19 protein-coding genes are annotated in these 18,413 nt (G+C 27.4%); 5 read left to right on the forward strand and 14 right to left on the reverse strand.

Annotation, left to right across the window (positions count from 1 at the left end; translation table 4 throughout):
- Positions 1-367 precede the first annotated feature (367 nt).
- From Q346_RS0102540 to pdhA, 5 genes are all read right to left on the reverse strand, one after another.
- Positions 368-604: a biotin/lipoyl-containing protein gene (locus Q346_RS0102540; protein ID WP_027332933.1), complete on the reverse strand. Its 237-nt coding sequence runs from the start codon at positions 602-604 to the stop codon at positions 368-370.
- Positions 605-606: 2 nt separating this feature from the next.
- The gene (locus Q346_RS0102545; protein ID WP_027332934.1) at positions 607-1,335 is read right to left on the reverse strand and encodes a 2-oxo acid dehydrogenase subunit E2; all 729 of its coding nucleotides are present in this window, start codon (positions 1,333-1,335) and stop codon (positions 607-609) included.
- Between the two features lie 2 nt (positions 1,336-1,337).
- The gene (locus tag Q346_RS0102550) at positions 1,338-1,562 is read right to left on the reverse strand and encodes a hypothetical protein (protein ID WP_027332935.1); all 225 of its coding nucleotides are present in this window, start codon (positions 1,560-1,562) and stop codon (positions 1,338-1,340) included.
- A gap of 126 nt (positions 1,563-1,688) precedes the next feature.
- A complete protein-coding gene (locus Q346_RS0102555; RefSeq protein WP_027332936.1) occupies positions 1,689-2,681 on the reverse strand; it encodes an alpha-ketoacid dehydrogenase subunit beta in 993 nt (330 codons plus the stop codon).
- A gap of 27 nt (positions 2,682-2,708) precedes the next feature.
- Entirely contained in the window at positions 2,709-3,803 is a 1,095-nt protein-coding gene (gene pdhA, locus Q346_RS0102560; RefSeq protein WP_027332937.1) for a pyruvate dehydrogenase (acetyl-transferring) E1 component subunit alpha, read from the reverse strand.
- Between the two features lie 265 nt (positions 3,804-4,068).
- Between pdhA and Q346_RS0102570 the strand changes: the two genes are divergently transcribed.
- Genes Q346_RS0102570 through Q346_RS0102580 form a run of 3 tightly spaced genes read left to right on the forward strand, consistent with a single transcriptional unit; the run spans position 4,069 to position 7,726 of the window.
- Positions 4,069-4,314: a DUF2188 domain-containing protein gene (locus tag Q346_RS0102570; protein ID WP_027332938.1), complete on the forward strand. Its 246-nt coding sequence runs from the start codon at positions 4,069-4,071 to the stop codon at positions 4,312-4,314.
- Between the two features lie 5 nt (positions 4,315-4,319).
- Positions 4,320-5,822 (forward strand): phospholipase D-like domain-containing protein, encoded by a 1,503-nt coding sequence (locus Q346_RS0102575; RefSeq protein ID WP_036438010.1) that lies wholly within the window; start codon positions 4,320-4,322, stop codon positions 5,820-5,822.
- Between the two features lie 2 nt (positions 5,823-5,824).
- Positions 5,825-7,726, forward strand: a complete 1,902-nt coding sequence (locus tag Q346_RS0102580) for an MIP family Ig-specific serine endopeptidase (protein WP_027332940.1) — start codon at positions 5,825-5,827, stop codon at positions 7,724-7,726.
- A 115-nt stretch (positions 7,727-7,841) separates the two neighbouring features.
- On the opposite strand, the gene Q346_RS04105 is transcribed toward Q346_RS0102580, so the two are convergent.
- The 4 genes from Q346_RS04105 to Q346_RS0102595 all read right to left on the reverse strand — a co-directional run bounded on the left by Q346_RS04105 (position 7,842) and on the right by Q346_RS0102595 (position 9,032).
- Positions 7,842-8,135: a hypothetical protein gene (locus Q346_RS04105; RefSeq protein WP_155946933.1), complete on the reverse strand. Its 294-nt coding sequence runs from the start codon at positions 8,133-8,135 to the stop codon at positions 7,842-7,844.
- Positions 8,136-8,266: 131 nt separating this feature from the next.
- Positions 8,267-8,404: a hypothetical protein gene (locus Q346_RS04165; RefSeq protein WP_155946934.1), complete on the reverse strand. Its 138-nt coding sequence runs from the start codon at positions 8,402-8,404 to the stop codon at positions 8,267-8,269.
- A 47-nt stretch (positions 8,405-8,451) separates the two neighbouring features.
- Positions 8,452-8,730, reverse strand: a complete 279-nt coding sequence (locus Q346_RS0102590; protein ID WP_027332941.1) for a hypothetical protein — start codon at positions 8,728-8,730, stop codon at positions 8,452-8,454.
- Between the two features lie 116 nt (positions 8,731-8,846).
- Positions 8,847-9,032: a hypothetical protein gene (locus Q346_RS0102595; protein WP_027332942.1), complete on the reverse strand. Its 186-nt coding sequence runs from the start codon at positions 9,030-9,032 to the stop codon at positions 8,847-8,849.
- A 201-nt stretch (positions 9,033-9,233) separates the two neighbouring features.
- On the opposite strand from Q346_RS0102595, the gene Q346_RS0102600 reads away from it, so the two are divergent.
- Together Q346_RS0102600 and Q346_RS04170 are read left to right on the forward strand one after the other, a co-directional pair.
- Positions 9,234-11,357, forward strand: a complete 2,124-nt coding sequence (locus Q346_RS0102600) for a DUF5906 domain-containing protein (protein ID WP_027332943.1) — start codon at positions 9,234-9,236, stop codon at positions 11,355-11,357.
- Positions 11,347-11,505: a hypothetical protein gene (locus tag Q346_RS04170; protein WP_155946935.1), complete on the forward strand. Its 159-nt coding sequence runs from the start codon at positions 11,347-11,349 to the stop codon at positions 11,503-11,505. Before Q346_RS0102600 ends, Q346_RS04170 begins: the two co-directional genes overlap by 11 nt.
- Positions 11,506-12,482: 977 nt before the next feature.
- Here the strand turns inward: Q346_RS04170 and Q346_RS04030 are convergent.
- The 5 genes from Q346_RS04030 to argF all read right to left on the reverse strand — a co-directional run bounded on the left by Q346_RS04030 (position 12,483) and on the right by argF (position 18,330).
- Complete coding sequence (locus tag Q346_RS04030; protein ID WP_051521800.1) at positions 12,483-13,994, reverse strand: S8 family serine peptidase; 1,512 nt, start codon at positions 13,992-13,994, stop codon at positions 12,483-12,485.
- Positions 13,995-14,081: 87 nt separating this feature from the next.
- A complete protein-coding gene (locus Q346_RS0102625; protein WP_036438013.1) occupies positions 14,082-14,570 on the reverse strand; it encodes a hypothetical protein in 489 nt (162 codons plus the stop codon).
- A complete protein-coding gene (locus tag Q346_RS0102630) occupies positions 14,536-16,173 on the reverse strand; it encodes an APC family permease (RefSeq protein ID WP_027332945.1) in 1,638 nt (545 codons plus the stop codon). The genes Q346_RS0102625 and Q346_RS0102630 overlap by 35 nt, the downstream gene beginning before the upstream one ends.
- Before the next feature lie 141 nt (positions 16,174-16,314).
- Complete coding sequence (arcC, locus tag Q346_RS0102635; RefSeq protein WP_027332946.1) at positions 16,315-17,247, reverse strand: carbamate kinase; 933 nt, start codon at positions 17,245-17,247, stop codon at positions 16,315-16,317.
- A gap of 39 nt (positions 17,248-17,286) precedes the next feature.
- A complete protein-coding gene (argF, locus tag Q346_RS0102640) occupies positions 17,287-18,330 on the reverse strand; it encodes an ornithine carbamoyltransferase (protein ID WP_027332947.1) in 1,044 nt (347 codons plus the stop codon).
- Between the last annotated feature and the right edge of the window lie 83 nt (positions 18,331-18,413).

Below are 18,413 nucleotides of genomic sequence, written 5' to 3' on the forward strand. Positions count from 1 at the left end.
CATTCTCTTGATACTGCTCAAAATCTTTTTCATATCCTATTCCAAATCTGGTTTCATACCCATTGCCTTTAAATTTTTGATATCCAATTTGTAAATAATTGCCTTTTTCTCTTTTAGATATTGAAATTATTCATGTTCTCTTTCTTGTTTTGCTTGCCATATCGGTATTATACCATTATTTTAGTAGTATCATACTATATTTTTCACATATTTATTACATAAATATGTGATAATTTAAAATATATAAAAAAATCCCACAAGTGGGAAACGTGGGACAAATACACTATTCAAAAATTAAGAAAGAAATATTAAAAAGCAGTTCCCAATGAACTGCTCTTTTATTTCATTTTTTACAAATCAAGTTTAATTAAGCTTGTTCGATGTGGAAGATTTCGTCTCCAACAGTAATTTCTTGACCTGGTTTGATTAAAATTTCAACGATTTTTCCATTTACTGGTGCAGGAATTTCTGAAGTCATTTTATCAGTTTCAACTGAGAATAAAATGTCACCTTCTTTAACTTCTTGACCAACAGTAACCATAACTTCTGCTACTGTTCCTTCATGTAATCCTTCACCGATGTCGGTAAATTGCATTTTAAACATAATTATAACTCTCCTAATTTTTCTGGTTGTTCTAATAATTCTTTAACTCTGCCATTAAAACGTCCCATATCAGCGCCATCAACTCAACGGTGATCAGCTGCTATTGATAAATACATTGCTTTTTTGACAACAATTTCTTTATCAACTAAGGTTAATTGATCCTCAATTGCGCCGACAGCTGTAATTGCAATTTCTGGGTAATTCATAATTGGGGTACCTCAAAGAACTCCAACTGAACCAACGTTTGTAATAGTATATGAGCCACCTTGCATATCAGCCATTGTTAATTTTTTGTCTCTTGCTAATGTGGCTAATCTTACAATTTCTTGTTGAATTTCAACAATTGATAATTTGTCAGCATTTTTAATCACTGGTACTACAAGTCCATAAGGTGTATCAACTGCAATTCCAATGTTTAATGAATCAGGGAATTTAATAACTCCATTTTCTTCATCAACTTTTGCTGCAAACATAGGGTATTCACTTAGGGCAATAGTAATTGCTTTAATAATTCATGAAAGAAAAGTTAACTTAATACCTTTTTCTGCTAAAACTTTGTCTTTAACTTGAAGACGGTAGTTTCATAAATTAGTTGCATCTACTTTTTGCACTAATGAACAATAAGCAACTTGATTCATTGCATTTTTTAAATTTTTTGCAATAGCTTTTCTAATTGGAGGAAGCTTAACTTCTTTTGCTTCCAATGGTTTTACTTCTATAATTTCGCTCATAATTATTTCACTTCTTTTTTCTTGTTAATTCTTGCTAAAATAGCTCTTTCTCTTGGAGTTAAATTAGCATTATCTTCTGTAATTTCTTCTTTAGCTTTAGCTTTTTTATTGGTTTGAGCTAATGCAGAAAAGTCAAGTAAATCGTTAGAAACTTTTAATTGTCCAACAACTGCTGGAGCCCCTTCTTCCTCTTTACTTCCACATTTTTTTGCGAAATCTTCGATCATATTATCTCCTAACAAATTAATTATTTATAGCTTAGTAAAACTATTAATAATTATAAATAAAGAAAAAGGCTTTACTACAAAATATTTTATTTGTAAGAAAACCTTTCTCTTAATTTAATTTATTTATTATTCTTCATCTAACATTTCTTCAATTACTGTAGCAATTTTTTCTTTGTCTACCATAAAGTAATTTTCTAATGCTGGAAGAGGAATTGTTACGTCTGGTCCATTTAAACGACGTGGTTTTGAAATTAAGTCATCAAAAGCATGTTCGTTTACACGAGCTAACACTTCGGTTGCAATTGAACCATATTCTACAGCTTCTGAAACTACTAATACACGTCCAGTTTTTTTAACAGATTCAATAACTGTTGCTGTATCTAATGGTTTAATTGTTCTTAAGTCAACCACTTCTACTGAATATGATTTTCCTTTTTCTGCTAATAATTTTAAAGCAGCAATTGTTTCATGAACCATGTGTCCATATGCAACAACTGTTAAATCTTCACCTGGAACTACAACATTTGCTTTACCAATTTCAACTTTGTAGTATCCTGCTGGAATTTCTTGTTTGAAAGCACGATAGTCACGTTTGTGTTCTAAGAATACAACTGGATCTGGATCTTCAATAGCTGCAATCATTAAACCTTTAGTGTCATATGGGGTTGAAGGCATAACAACTTTTAATCCTGGAATATGTGCATATAATGCTTCCAATGATTCTGAGTGGTGTTCTAAAGCCTTAACCCCACCACCACATGGCATACGTAAAACCATAGGAACTGTCATTGTTCCTCTTGATCTATTTCTCATACGAGCTGCGTTTGAGAAAATTTGACCCATTGCGTACATTGAGAAACCTGAGAATTGAATTTCGATAACTGGTTTTAATCCAGCAATAGCTGCACCAATAGCTGAACCTGCAATAGCTGATTCTGAAATTGGGGCATCTCAAACTCTATCTACACCATATTTTTGTTGAAGCCCTTGTGTAGCACGGAAAACACCACCTTCATATCCGGCATCTTCACCATAAATAACAACTGACTTATCTCTTTCCATCATTAAATCTAATGCATGTGTAAGAGCACCAATATTATTAACTGTAATTTTTTCCATTTTTATCTCCTTAATATCCCACTGATATTATTTTTTTAAAAATCTTCTGTTAGCTTCTTTTTGAGCTTTTAATTCATCTGTTAATTCTGCATAGGTGTAGTCATAAATGTCATCAAATGATTCTGAATTAAGAATTTCAGTTGATTTTTCATATGCTTCTTTAGCTTCATTTTTGGCTTCTTCGATGTATTGAGTTCTTAATTCTTCAGTTAAGTAACCTTTATCCATTAAGAATTTTTCAATTCTGTGCATTGCCTCTCATTTTTCATGTTCAAGTTCTTCTTCTTTTGTACGGTAAACACGAGGATCATCACTTGTTGTATGTTGTCCTTGACGTCATGTAACAAATTCAATAAGAACTGGTCCATGTCCTTCTCTTGCATATTGATATGCTTCTTTAGCAACTTCATATGATGCAAGTAAATCGTTTCCATCTACACGAATACCTGGAATGTCATATGATTTTGCTCTTTGTGATAATGTTTTAACTTTATAACTATTTCTTTCTGGAACTGAAATAGCTCATTGGTTATTAATAATAGCAAAAACTACAGGTAAATCACGTACTGAAGCTAAGTTAAGCCCTTCGTGGAATTCACCTTCATTGGTTCCACCATTACCAATAGTTGTAAGAGCAATTTTGTTTTTTCCTTCCATTTTTAATGCATATGCAACACCATCTGCCATTGAAATTTGTGATCCAATAACAACTTGCATTGGAAGTACATTAACATCTTTTTTAAATTTAGAACCTAATTCTGAACCTCTTCAATATAGGTAAATGTTTTCCATTGGAATACCACGTGATAATTGTGATGCTAGCACACGGTAGTGTGGAACGAATCAGTCATCTTTTTCTAAAGCATAACCAATAGCTGATAAAACAGCTTCTTCACCTAAGTTAGGCGCAAAGGTACCTAAACGTCCTGTTTTTTGTAAAGTTAATGCATATAAATCTCATTCACGAGATCTAATCATAATTTTATACATTTCTAATAATTGTTCTTTTGATGCACTAGTTTCAAAATTTTTATCAATTAAGTCACCGTTTACATCTAAGAAACGAATCATTTCTTTTGGGTCTGACATAACTTTGTCAGGTTGAATGTATTTAAATTTCATTCGCTCTCCTTCAAAATTTGCAATTAAATTGCATATAAATTATAACAATAAAACAAATGAATATCTTAATTTATTTGTAAGAAAAAAAATTACACTTTAATTTTCATTTCCTAATTGTTTCCTAAAATTTAATTCATTTTTGCCTTAAAAAAATCTCAAAAATGAAAAATTAAAAAATAAGACTTTATATTTTTAGCACTATTGAAATTTTTAAATTATTTTTTATAATTTATAAAATAATAAATTAAAAAATAAGGATATTAATATGGCAGAAAATAAAGAAATTAAAAAAGAAGCTACTGTTTACCATGTTACTCCAAAAGGTGACCACTGACAAGTAAAGGGAGCTGGTAATTTAAAAGCTACTAAATTATTTAACACTCAAAAAGAAGCAATTGAGTATGCAAATGAAATTGCTAAAAAAAGAGAAGGTTCATTATTAATTCACCGTACTAATGGACAAGTTAGAGACAGTAAAAGTTTCAAACCTAAAAAAACATCTAAAAAATAGAATCTATGGCCAAGTTTATTAAAACTTTTTTTTGAATTTTTTCAGCAATTATTTTTTATTCAATAATAATTGCTATTTTATTTTTAATTTATAAAGTAAATGTTGAAATTTTTATTGTTTTGGTTTTTTTATCTTATTTTCTAAATGCCTTAACTACTATTGTTATTTTTAATCAAAATCGTTCAGAAACTTCAAAATTATCTTGAATGCTTCTTATTATTACTTTTCCTTTATTGGGCCATTTATGCTATTTTGCTTTTGGTTCCAAATTTAGAAATAAAAAAGAGCAAAAATTAATTAAAAATAAGCAATATTATTTGCAAACTTATGAAGATTATTGACAAAAATATGAATATAGTCGACTTGAACAATTAAGTAAATTAAATCGCGCTACTTTTTTAAAAGCAAATTATAATTTTTATCATCATCCACACAATTTTTTTGAAGATTTATTTAAACAAATCAAAGAAGCCAAAAAATCTATTTATTTGATTTCTTATATTTTAAAACCAGGTGAGATACTTGATACTTTGTGTGATTTGTTATTGGAAAAAGCTAATCAAGGAGTTAAAATTCATTGATTAATTGATGATTTTGGTCGTGGTTTAGTAAAACCAAAATATTTTGTTAAATTAAAAAAGAATCATAATGTGGAAATTGTTTTTATTTCTAAAGTATTTTATCCTTTTATTCATTCACAAAATTTTTATCGCAATCACCAAAAGTTCTATGTAATAGACAATGAAATAGTTTTTGGTGGTGGTTGCAACATCAGCGATGAATATGTGGGGTTATCTAAAAAATATGGTGACTGAGTAGATTTAAATTACGTTTTAAGGGGCAAGCATGTTAATTCATATATTTTATTGTTTTTAAAATATTGAAAACTTTGAGGACCTAAAAAATCTATTTTGAATCAAAGCAGTATTAAATCATTATTGAATTGAAAAATTACAGATGAAAATGAGAATTCCTTGGCTTTATTAACTCATGATTCTCCTGTTTATAATATAAGCAAGCTGGAATATAACTTATTGTTTCTAATTTCAATTGCAAGAAAAAAAATTAGAATTGCCACTCCTTATTTTTCAGTTCCTTCATCTATTATTAATTCTTTAATTCTAGCTTTAAATTCAGGAGTTGAAATTGAAATTTATTTTCCTGGCTTACCTGACAAAAAAATTATTTGAAATAGCAGTTTAAATGAATTAAAAAAATTGGAAGAATATGGCTTAAAGTTATATATTTATCAAAATAGTTTTTTACATTCAAAATGTGGCATTATTGATGATTCAATTGGTTTCGTAGGCTCATCAAATATGGATATGCGTTCAATGTATGCTCAATATGAATTGTTGGATATTTTTACAGGAGAAGCTGTTAGTCAATTAAATGTAATTATGAATTCTTACCAACACAATTCATACTTACATAAAGAAAATCCAATTCAAAATCGAAAAAACTTATTAGCTGAAACTTTTTATGAAGGGATTAAACCATTAGTATAAATATGAAAAAACCTAAATGATGATTAACCGGTTTGCTTTGTCCTCTTTTATTAGCACCAAGTTGTTTTAACCAAAATAGTGAAATTAAAAAAACAAATAGTAATGAAACAAAAGATGATAAAGCAAATTCCTTATCTAATTCTGATGATGCAAATATTGTTACTGATGTTTCTGAGAAAAATGAAAGTGCATCTGATTCAATTAATAAAAAAGATGAGAACTCTAATAAATTAATTGAATCTGAATCATCATCTCAAGATAGTTCAGAAAACAATTTGAATAATGATTCAAATGATTCAAATCAAGATAATTCTATTGAAGAAGATACTCAAAGTAATAAAAAAACAGTTTCTGATGATTTAACTGAAGAATCAAGCCGAGAAACTGATAATCATTCTGAAATTAAAGAAATTGAAAATAACGTTGATGAAAATGAACATTCAGAAGATGAAATTGTAAATGACAATTCCGAAAATAATGAAAATGAAGGAACAGAAAATTCTACCAATTCTTCATCTGAAAATAGTTCAACCGTTGAGAACACAGAAAAAGTAAAAGAAACAGCTCAAGGTTATTACCTAGAATTTCCTAATGCTTATAAATATTTTGAACGCACTCCAGAATATTTCAAATTAAATTCAAATCGTGAATATTTACAAAAAATTCAAAATCGTACTTTTTCAATTTTTTGAACTTTTAATGATGGTAGTTTTACAGCTGGAACTTTTTGATTATTAGACTATAAAGTAATAGAAGAAAAGAAAAAATACAAATTATTTTTAGCAACTAATCACCACGTTGCAGTTGATTTATTTCATGCTAATGATTACCCTGAATATCAACAACCAAATCGCGAAAAGCAAATAGATCAAATGATTGTCAATATTAAAGATAATTTAATTGATAATGGAGCAAAAACTTATTCTTGAAATTTAAGTAAAAATCAGTGACCTCGCAATTTTTATCTTGCTAGAAATTTTATTTATAATGCAAATAATGGGCGGAGTCATTATGCTGATTTTGCAGTAGTTGAATGAGACATTGATTTTAGTCAAATAAATTTGCGTGATTTGCATCAAAAAGCAATTGCCAAAAGAATAATTAATGCAATGGTAGAAGTAGACTGAAGCATTAATCAAGCGCAAAACAATTTATCAATGAATTTAAAACATAATCCATATGTCTCAATAGACTATGGATCAATTTTAGAATTAAGAAATAATATTATCGGTTTTCAAAATAATTCAAGTAATTTAAATGAAGTTAAAACATACCAAAAAGCTGAACAAATTGATAAATATTTAAATAATATTTTTAATCAAACTCAAAATATTAATTATTATTTTAAGCCTAATTTATTTTATGTTTATGGACATCCAGTGGTTAATAATCGTATTGCCACTTTTAGTAATGTAATGGCTGAGGACTTAGATTCATTTAATCACTCAGATTGAATTAAGACTTCAATGTATATACAAATGGAAAAAGAATATCATAATCTTCCGGTTGCAAGCCATGGCAATCGTTTTAATAATGAAGAATTGCCTAATTTTTATGGTTTAGTTTATTTAGGTTCACAAAGAAATAGAATTATGGGCGGCGCAAGTGGCGCTTTAGTTATAGATCAGGATGGAATGCCTTTAGGAATTGCTTTTGCTGAACCAAAGAGTCCATCAATTGTTTATGTCAATCAAAACAATAAATATGCTACAAATTATAGTTTTTTATTTCAACAATTTGTTCAACAACATGCAATTTATACTAATCAAGGTCAAATTGAAAAATACAATTTAATTGATGGTAGAGATAAAAATAGATATCCACATCAAAAAAGTTCTTATAAAGAACAATTGATTAAAATTTACGGATTAAATTATTCAACTAAATTATTTGAAAATGAATAATTGATTAAAACCATTGAAAACTGAAAAGAGACATAAAAAATACATATTTTTAAACTGAGACATAAAAATTGAACAAAAGTTTAATTTATCATAACACTTCAAGATTCTTGAGGTGTTATTCAATTCAGTACAGATTAAATTCTTTCAATGTTATATAAAATATAAGATTAGTAATTAAATTTTTAAGTACTTTAAATTTAATTTTTGATATGTCTATTAATTTTAAACATTCAGATTTCAAAATTGAAAAGAAATATTCGGATTCCCTATTATCCAAAAAATTTCCAACTCTTCCCATTGAAACCATTCCATTCTTCTTTTGAATCGTTTCTACATAATTTTTTGAAGAACATTGAAATCCATGATCAGAATGTGCAATTCATTTTTGATTTAATTTTGTTTTTGACATATGTTGCATAACCAATTCAAGATCATTTCTTGTTGAAAGATTGTAATTAATAAGATATTTACTTTTATGATCAATAGCAACTGACAAGAAAACAAAATTGTTTTCGCAATTTTTTGGTTCTTGAATATATGTTACATCTGTTGCAATAATTTGATTTTTTTACCTTTGTAATCTCGATTTATTAAATCAATAAATTTTACATTTGTATTTTTTTGTTCTCTATCTTTTCTCTTTTTTCTAATTAAACAAAGCAAACTTAATCTATTCATTATTCTACCAATAGTTCTATAATTAAGCGTTATTTGATATTTTCTTTTTATATAATTTTCAAGTTTTTTTCTTCCAAATAAGCATTTATTTTGTTTAATGATTTAATTACTAATTCATCATATTTATTATTAAATTTTAAATTTTTATTTTGTTTATGTTTTGTTTTTAAATTATGAATAGTTGATTTAGACTTGCTAAAAGAAAGACCTAATTTTCTTACTAAAATTGAAGATTTTTTTATCTTAGAAATATCAACTTCAATTCCATTTTTGTCAAAAGAATCTTTGTAAATTTCCAAAAGTTTTATCAATTGTTCTTTTGGCATTTTTTCTCATTCTTTTTTAACAATTTCAATTGAGGTTATATTTTTCTTTTTTGGCCTTCCTGCGCCTTTACCTTTTTTAGGAGATTTGCCTGTTTAATATTCTAAATTAGTCATACCTAAATTATATCTTTTGTAATTTCTAATAAAATACTTTTCACTTCTATGAATTTTTTATCAAAAAAGCTAATTCCTCTGATTGAGAGAAATTTAATTTTAAAATCATTTTTTGCAATTAAACCTTTTTTATAATCATGATAAATTGAAAAAAGTTCAAGTCATTTATGTTGTTTAAGTTGTCTCATATATTCCCTTATACAAAAAACACGAAATATGGATTGTCTATATTTCGTGTCCCGGTTTATGGATTTATTAACTGTATCTTTTTAATTTAAACTAAAAAAATATTAAAAGATTTTTTAATAACATCTTAATATTTTGTTACAATGATAAAAAAAATAAATAAACATTACAGAAGTTATAATTATAAGGAGATTTTACCTATTATGTTATACGATAAAGCAATCTTTTATCCTTCTTTAAATAAAAAACCTAAGCGTGAAGAAATTTTAACTTATAATCAAGTTAAAGATAGTCTTGATACTAATGAATACGTCCTTGATTTAAAATCAATGGATTTAATTTGTCTTGATATTGATAATCAAAAATCAAGAGATTTATTAGAAGAACTTTTAATTAATAATGATTTAAGTCATCTTGCTTATACTTATAAACCACAAACAGGTTCTTTTCATTTCTTTTTTAAAAATAATAAATACCTTAAAAATATTTTAAAAAATAAACATAATTATTTATCTTTTTCTGGTATTGAGTATGAAATATTAGACAGAAAAGTAGTTTTTTCAAATAGTGAAACACAAAGACATAATTTAGATAATATTAATGACTTTCCAAACCTGGATATTCTCTTTTTTCCTGCACTTAATTTAAACAAAAAATGAGCCGCTTTTAGTGGCATAGAAGAGAGAATTAATAATTTACAAGGAGCAAAAGAAGGTGATAAACGAAGTGAAAATTTATTAGTTTTAGCTTCTAATTTACTCCGTTTAAATAAATATTATCAAGCAGAAGATTTAAGTCGCTTTTATAAATATTATAATAATTATATTTTAGAAGATTGTTTAAGTAGAAATGAAATTAATAATAACATTAAAAAAGTTTTAAATCAGTTTAATAAAAGCCAAAACGCGTCATCTGTTTTTATACAAGCACTGCATCTTACAGAGAATGGTAAATATAAATTTAATTTAAGTGCTTTTGTTGATATCTTTATTAATGAATATAAGATTAAAAAATACAACGGAGAAATCTTTATTTTCCTTGATAATAAGTATTTAAGTGCGAATGAAGGTTATCAAAATAAAGGAGAATTGTTTTTTTATCTTTTAAAATTAAAAATAAATGAAATTAATGATTTAGCGGGTCATAAAGTAATTGAAATCAATATGACTAAATACAGGGAAATTTGAGAGCAAATTTATTTAAGTGTTACTGAGATAAATACTAATCAAACTAATGCTAATTTAATCAGGGTAGCAAACGGTGTTTTAAGTTATGATAATAACGCTCGCAAGTTTGATTTTGTTTCAGGAATTGTTTATGATTATGATGTATTTAGTTATTTAGATATTAAATATAACCCTTTAATTACTGAAAATGAAAAAATTGATAATTGACTAAGAAGTCTTTTTAAAAGAAATAACAAACAAGAAGAAGATAAACTTATTCAGGTATTTTGAGAAATGCTTGGGACAGTTTTAGTCGATAATAATAACAACCTAAGTGTTTTTCTTTTTAAAGGGTATTCAGGAAGAAATGGAAAAAGCACCATTATGCAATTTATCGCACGGTTTGTCGGTTCTAAAAATGTTTCTTCTTTAAACTATGAACAACTTACCGATGCTGATTTTGCTTTAAGTGCATTAAGAAATAAAAAGGTGAATTTAACAGATGAAACGCCGTCGTATTTTGACGCAAATAACGTAACTTTTAAATCATTAATCAGTGGTGAGGTAATCTCAAATGATATTAAGTTCAAACGAATTACACAGTGAAAAAACTTTGCGACATTGATTTTCGCTTCTAACTATAATTTAAAATTTAAAAAGCTTAATCAAGCAATTAGTGATAGATTATATATTATTGAATTAAGAAATAGATTTATCGGTGAAAAAGACATTAAAAACATTGAAGAGATACTTTTAAGTGAAGAAAGAGACTATCAATATGTCTTAAATAAAGCGCTTGGTGGGTTTGAAAGATTAATTGATAATCATTATATTTTCACTAATACCGAAGATAATTTCAATAACCATCTTGAAATTATTTTTGATAATGAGCCTGTTAAATTATGACTTTATCTACATCATTTCTTTGAAGATATTAAATACGGTATTCAAGAAGACTTTATTTTAAATGACAAGTTCATTAATATCATAAACAAAGATAGCGCTATCGAAATGCTTGAAAGATATAAAAATTGATATAAGGAATATATGGGTGTGGAAAGTAATATTGGACTTGGTTATTTTAAAGAGAAAATGAATGAGATGGGAGTTAAAACAATTATGAAAGATAATGGTAAGGAGTATTTTGTTTATGAAAAATAACAACACTAAAACTTTAAAAATAGAAATCAACCAAGAACTCTTTAATGATTTAATCACCATTTCAAAAGAATACAATTTAAGTCCAAGTCAATATGTAAGAAAACTTTTAACCATTGTTCTTGAAAAGAAAAAATGAAAAGCATGTTAAACTGGGACACGAAATATGAACAATCCATATTTCGTGTTTTTTTGTATAGGAGAATATATGAGACAACTTAAACAGCATGAATGACTTGACTTTTTTGAATTTATCATAGTTATAAAAAAGATTTAATTGGAAAAAATTATTTTGAAATTAAATTTCTTTCAGTCAGAGGAATTAACTTTTTCGATAAAAAATTCGTAGAAGTGAAAAGGTATTTTATTAGAAATTACAAAAGATTTTTATTTCATTTAATTAATTAGCTTTATAAAAACTCTTATTTAATTTTATTTTAACTGTATTGCCTTTATGTAACGATCTTAATACTGTATTAAAAGTATTCAAAAACAAATTTTGAATCTAAACATTTCATAATACATTCAGATCATGGAGTTCAATATACAAGTATTCATTATAAAAAATGATAAAAAATTTAAGAGAGCAACATCGTATTAACGAATTAGAAATTCATTCAATAATAGAGGAAACAAATTTTGAGTTTTAATTTTAAAAACCGTATTTTTAAATGATATCGATCGTCAAAAATTAACATTAAAAAAATTAGAAAAAGAAATTGCAAAATTTATAATTTTTATAACAATGATAGAATTCAATCAAATTTAAATTCAAAAAAAATCAAAGAAATATTATGTTTGATGTAAATATATAAAATGTCAAATTTTTGTGTTCAAGTTTGCAATGTTTAAGTTTTTTATAAAAAAAACTTGAGTGCCTGTCTTAATAGTGATTACACTCAAGCTATTTACATAGTAAATATTAATATATTTTAACGTATGTTAATGCGTAAACATTTTTCGATATTTATCTTGTCCTATACAAGCTGTGTTCGTGCGTGTTCGTCTAAGTTTAATTTTCTGAAGTATTGAACTTTAATTAATATATGGAAGTAAGTGGTCAAAAAATAAAATTTTTTTCTAAAATATCTAAAGAAGACATAAAGTGAATTCAATATATCTTTTAGTTTAATCAAGCGTGTATGATAAAGCAAAATCTTGTTTTTCTAATGGTCCTATTACTTTAATTTTATATTTTCCTGTTTTTTTAACTTTTCATTCAATTAGTTCAATATTCCTGTTTAAAGAATCGGATTTTTGAACAATATTATTGTTTTCATCAAGTAAAAACAAATCAAAATTTTCAATTTTGGTTTGCATTGTTCTTCGTCAAGTTTTTATAGGCGGAAAAACATTATTATTTGGTTTATTATTTAAAATTAATGCAGTATTAAAACCAACGCTATGAACAGGTGGCCCTGGTCTATCTTTGATTTTAGTTGTCACATTAGCTTCTCAAGATAAAGATAATTTTATTGTTTGATTTTCCTTTAAAATAATTTCCTTAATTAAATAATCTTTTAACTTGTTTTCTTTTGTGTGATAATAAAGATTACTAAATGCTTGATCAAGTTTGTTATAATCAAAAATACCTGCACCATCAAAATTGATTAATATATTATTATTTCTATTTTTTGTAGCTGTAGAAATTGCAGATATTGCAATAATATTATTTTTTCCTTTTTCATAAATTTTTGGATATTTTTGTAAAGTCAATGAAATGATTCCTGTTATAAATGGAGCTGCAAAACTTGTTCCATTAAATGGTATTCCATTTTTATAATATAATCCTGGAGCCAATAAAGTTATTTGTCTATCAGTATCAGAATCATAACTTGAATAATAAGCTCTATTTTTACCATTGTTAGTTGATCCAACAACTAAGATATTATTTGCCAATGCTCAATTATTTAACTTATGTATAGATTCATCGCCATCATTTCCTGCTGAAGCCACAAAAATAATTTCAGGATTTTCTTGCGCAACTTTATCTAGTTTTGCAGAATTTAAATTATATTTTAAGTCTATGTTATCATGATATTTTAGGCCAAATGACATATTAATAACTTTTACATTTTTAGATTTAAAATATCTTATCTCATCTTCAAAATCGTCATCGTCATCAAACCATTGTCCATACAAATTTATATTAGGATTAACCCCTTCATAGCCTCCAGCTATTGAAGCAACTTTTGTAGCGTGTTCACTATATCCTGTTTTTCATCTTCAATTGTTATATACGTCAATTTTGTATATAGTATTATCAAAATAGTCTATATCTTTTGCGTTGATTAAAGCATTACGATGTCCCTTTTCATCTCCAACTTCCAAAATTCCAACATTAATTTTTTCATCTTCATTTTTAAATTTATTTATATTGGCAATTCTTGCTTCTTTTGAATAATTAACTAAATCAAATTGTTCTTGATGAGAAGAATTATAAAGAAGTTTCTTTCGATTGTCATTATTTGAATTATTATTAATATCTCTTTTATTTTCATTAATAGAATTTGTTTCTTTAATTTGAATCTTGACTTCCGTTAAACTTAATTGATAGTTTATTTTTGATGAGCTAAAAAATACAGTAATAAAACTTAAAACTGATAAAAATGCAAATTTAAATTTATTTTTTATTTTCATAATAATTTTCCTAAAAAGTAAAATCTAATTAAAATACAATTTGTTTTGATTACGATAAAGAAAAAACCCACAAAAGTGGGTTTGATTTTAATTTGATTCCGTAGTTGCAGAACTATTTTCAGTTGAATTTGTATTTTTTGCTTTTTCTTGTTTTTTATTTTGAACAATTTTAGCAAGCATTTCATTAAGTTTTTGTTGTGTTGAGCTTGCTGGAATTAATTTAAAAGTTGAAATAAATTCTTTTGCTTCAGCATCAGTACCATTTGATAATTGTTCAACAAGTTGTGATCTTAAGTCATCAATACTTGCTAATTGTAATTTTAATTCGCTTTTTTGTGCTGCATCACCATTTTCGCCTAATTGAGCAAGTGCACTTTCTAAGCCTTCTCTCATTGTTGAGATGTAACTGTCAAGATAGTTAACTGCTTCTTTTTTTGGTGAAGCTTCACATGAAACTACTAAAGCTAATGGAAGAGTAACAGGAGCAATAGTTAAAGCACAACCTAAAAGTGTTTTAATTTTTTTCATAATTAATTGTTGATTAAATTTTCAACACTCCTTTTTTGTATTCTTCAAATTTTTCTACTGAACCATATTTTCTTCTTATTACTTCATTTTCGATGAATGTTACACCATAACTTAAAATTACATAAATTAATAAGGTTACAAGCAACATAATTCTACCAATTAATATTGGCATTAATTCTTCAGTTGTGCCTCTGAAACCAATTAATAACATTAAGTTTACGGCTGGTTCTAAAACAGAAACAATTAAAGCTGCAAAAATTAAAATAACTGAAATTCAAGCTCAAACTAAGAAGTATTTTGATTTTTGTGGAATTTCAATTCTCTTTGTTCTTCTATTTACTATTCCACCAAAAATTGCCATAACAATAAAGGCAAATGTGAATAATGCTGTTCAGTTAGCCATTAAGTCTGCAAATGCATATAATGAAGCCATTCCTGAACCATAAATATCATAATCAGCATTAGGAATGTAAGCTATTGCACCAATAATTGTGAATAACAATACAACTGGAATGGTAATTACAATTGAGTAAATAACACCAATGACTGGTTTATTTGGATTTAATTTTTTATAAACTTTTTCTCAGAATGGTAATTCACCTGTTGCTAATAAATCTTCAACATAACGTGGAGCTCACATTGAGAAACCATTAATGATTCCTAATACTCCAATTGCAATAGCAATATTCATAATACCAAATAATCATTTGGCAGCGGTTGCTCCCATTAAATTAGCCATAAAGTCTCTCATACCAAAGAAGCTTCCGCCATTAATTGACATTGAAATTGCAATTATTAAATAAATAACTGTAGTAATTGCAAGTCCTAAGAATAAAGCTAAAGGAGTTTTTTTAGGTTCTTTCATTTCTGAAGAAATACCTGCTGCTACATAAAAGCCATCATAAGCAAAGAAAATAGCAGTCATTGATAAGAAAATTCCTAAAAAGGCACCAAATCCGCCAATGTTTTTAAGTTCTTCTTGACCATTTGCAATGGTTTTTGTGATGTCTTCGGTAACTTTAATAGTTACATCACCTTGACCACCAGTTTTAGTAATTGCTAAAACAAAACCAATAATTGCAATAAATACTAATGGGAAGAATTTGATTGCTGTAACAATTTTGTTTTGCACGTCTCCAACTCTTGATCATAAGGTTGGAATAGTTAAGAAGTATGCTGACATTGCTAATGAAATAATTGTTCAAATTAATCAGTCAACATTTGTGCCAAATACGGCTGCATCTTTATCTAATAATGCTCCAAGACCATCTTGAAGAGACATAATAACGTAAAGAGGCATAAAGAAATATGTTAATGGTAAGTAAATATATACCATAAAGTTTTTTGAAGCGTTAGCTGTAATTTTTTTGTTGAAAACTTTGTTTCAACCAATTAATGATAAGTTGTCATTACGAACGCTTGCAATTTCAATTAATGCTAATGCCATTGCAATAACAGCAAAGGAAGCAATAATTCAAGAAAAAGCTGCTAAAAGTAGTGAACCTTGTGAGTTCGCTAAAACATTTCCACTTTTGAAGAAAATTCCAGCTCCAATTGATCCACCGATAACAATAAGCATCGCTGAGAAGAAACTAATTTTCTTAGCAGTAGATTTTTCAGCAACAAATTTTGTTTCTTGTTGTTGAGACATATTTTTCCTTTTTTTTTTTTTTTTTTGATTTTTGTTTAAATAGGCCCAATGCTATTTAAAACTGATTGTCATTTTTAAAAATGACTATAAAAATTGATATTTAAATATAAATAAAATAACACACATACACTATAAAATGGATTACCCATTAATTACTCTGGTACCTGAAGTACCAGCCACAGCATCCCCTACTTTTTCTAATGAAGCAATAATTGCAACATTTTGAGGGTTTGCTTTTACGAAGTTAATTGCCGCTTCAACTTTAGGTAACATTGAACCTGGAGCAAATTGTCCTTGTTTAATGTATTCTTCTAATTCACTAATAGTTACAGTTTCTAATTTCTTTTGATCAGGTTTGTTGTAATTTACATAAACATAATCAACAGCAGTTAAAACGATAAACATATCAGCTTCAATTTTTGAAGCGATTTTTGCTAAAGCAAAATCTTTATCAATAACTCCATCAACCCCTTTATAAAGGTTGTTTTCAATGATGGTTGGAATTCCACCACCACCACCTGCAATAACAATGTTTCCATTGTCAAAAGCAGTTTTAATTGACCTCATTCCGATGAAGTCAATTGGTTTAGGACTTGGAACTACTTTTCTGTAGCCTCTACCTGCATCTTCAACGATTGTTGAATTTGGATTATTTAATTCTGCTTCTTCTTTTGAAGCATAGAAAGGTCCAACTGGTTTGGTTGGTTTACTAAAAGCAGGATCGTTTGAATCAACGATAGTTTGAGTTAAAAAGTATAAAACATCTTTATCAATTCCTGCTTTAGTTAATTCATTTGTAATAGCTGTTAACATGTGGTAGCCAATGTATCCTTGACTCATTCCACCTGCTTCGGCAAAAGGAACTAATGGAGTTTTTTCATTAACTTTTTTTGCATCTGCAAAAGCATTGAAAATCATCCCAACTTGTGGGCCATTTCCATGACCTACAAGCACTTGGTGTCCAGCTTGCACTAATTCAGCTACTTTTTTAGCTGGTACTTGTACTAATTGTTTTTGTTCTTCAGGATTATTTCCTAAAGCATTACCACCAAGGGCAATAACAATTTTTGACATTTTAAGTTCTTTCGTACTTATTTATATAAAAGAATTATTTTAGTAACCTAATGTTGCTAAAATAACTGCTTTAATTGTATGCATACGGTTTCCAGCTTGTTGAATTGATTTGTTGTATTTTGATTGGAATACTTCGTCAGTAACTTCCATTGCTCCAGTAGCTACCACAGGATATTTGTCACCGAATTGTTTTTTAATTTCAGCTGAAAATTGTGTGTGGTCATCATGGAATGCTGGTAAACAGTGTAAGAAAATAACATCTTCTTTAGCTGCTTTAATCATTGCCATATCTACTTGGAAAGCACCTAATTCTTGAATTCTTGGTTCAAATAATTCAAATGGTTCACCTAATGATACTCATACGTCTGTATAAATAGCATCTGCATCTTTAGCAGCTTCAATTTTGTCTGCAGTAAATGATACTGATCCACCATTTCTTTCAAATAATTTTAAGCAAGCTTCATAAACTGCTTTGTGGTCTGGACCATTTTTAACAATTTCATGTTGTGCTTCTGGTCCTGCTAAAACAATGTGCATACCTGTAAAAGCTGCACCAATCATTAAAGAACGTGCCACGTTGTTTTTGATGTCTCCAGCAAAAACAAGTTTTTTGCCTTTTAAGTCGCCTTTAAATTCTTTAATTGTCATTAAGTCGGCGAACATTTGTGTTGGGTGTTCTGCGTCGGTTAAACCGTTTCATACAGGTACACCTGAATATTTAACTAATGCATCAACATCAGCTTGAGCAAATCCACGGAATTCAATTCCATCATACATTTGGCCTAAAACCATAGCTGTATCTTCAATTGATTCTTTTTTACCAAAGTTTGAACCTGCTGGTCCGATGTAAGTACATGATGCACCTAAGTCAGCTGCTGCTACTTCAAAAGCACAACGTGTTCTTGTTGAGTCTTTTTGGAACATAATAACAATGTTTTTTCCAACTAATGGACGATTGTTAACATGTAATCCTTGTTGTTTTGATCTTTTTAAATCGATTGAAAGATCTAAAAGATAATTTACTTCGTCAGTAGTTAAATTTAATGCTGAATCTAAACTTCTTCCTTTTAAGTTTAATGGCATTATTTCTCCTAATATATATTTAGTTAACTTATTTATTAATTAAATTAATAAATTTACTTTTAATTAATTATTTATGAATTTTT

Origin of the sequence: Mycoplasmopsis gallinarum DSM 19816, from assembly GCF_000621085.1 — a bacterium.
Lineage (GTDB): Bacteria > Bacillota_I > Bacilli_A > Mycoplasmatales > Metamycoplasmataceae > Mycoplasmopsis > Mycoplasmopsis gallinarum.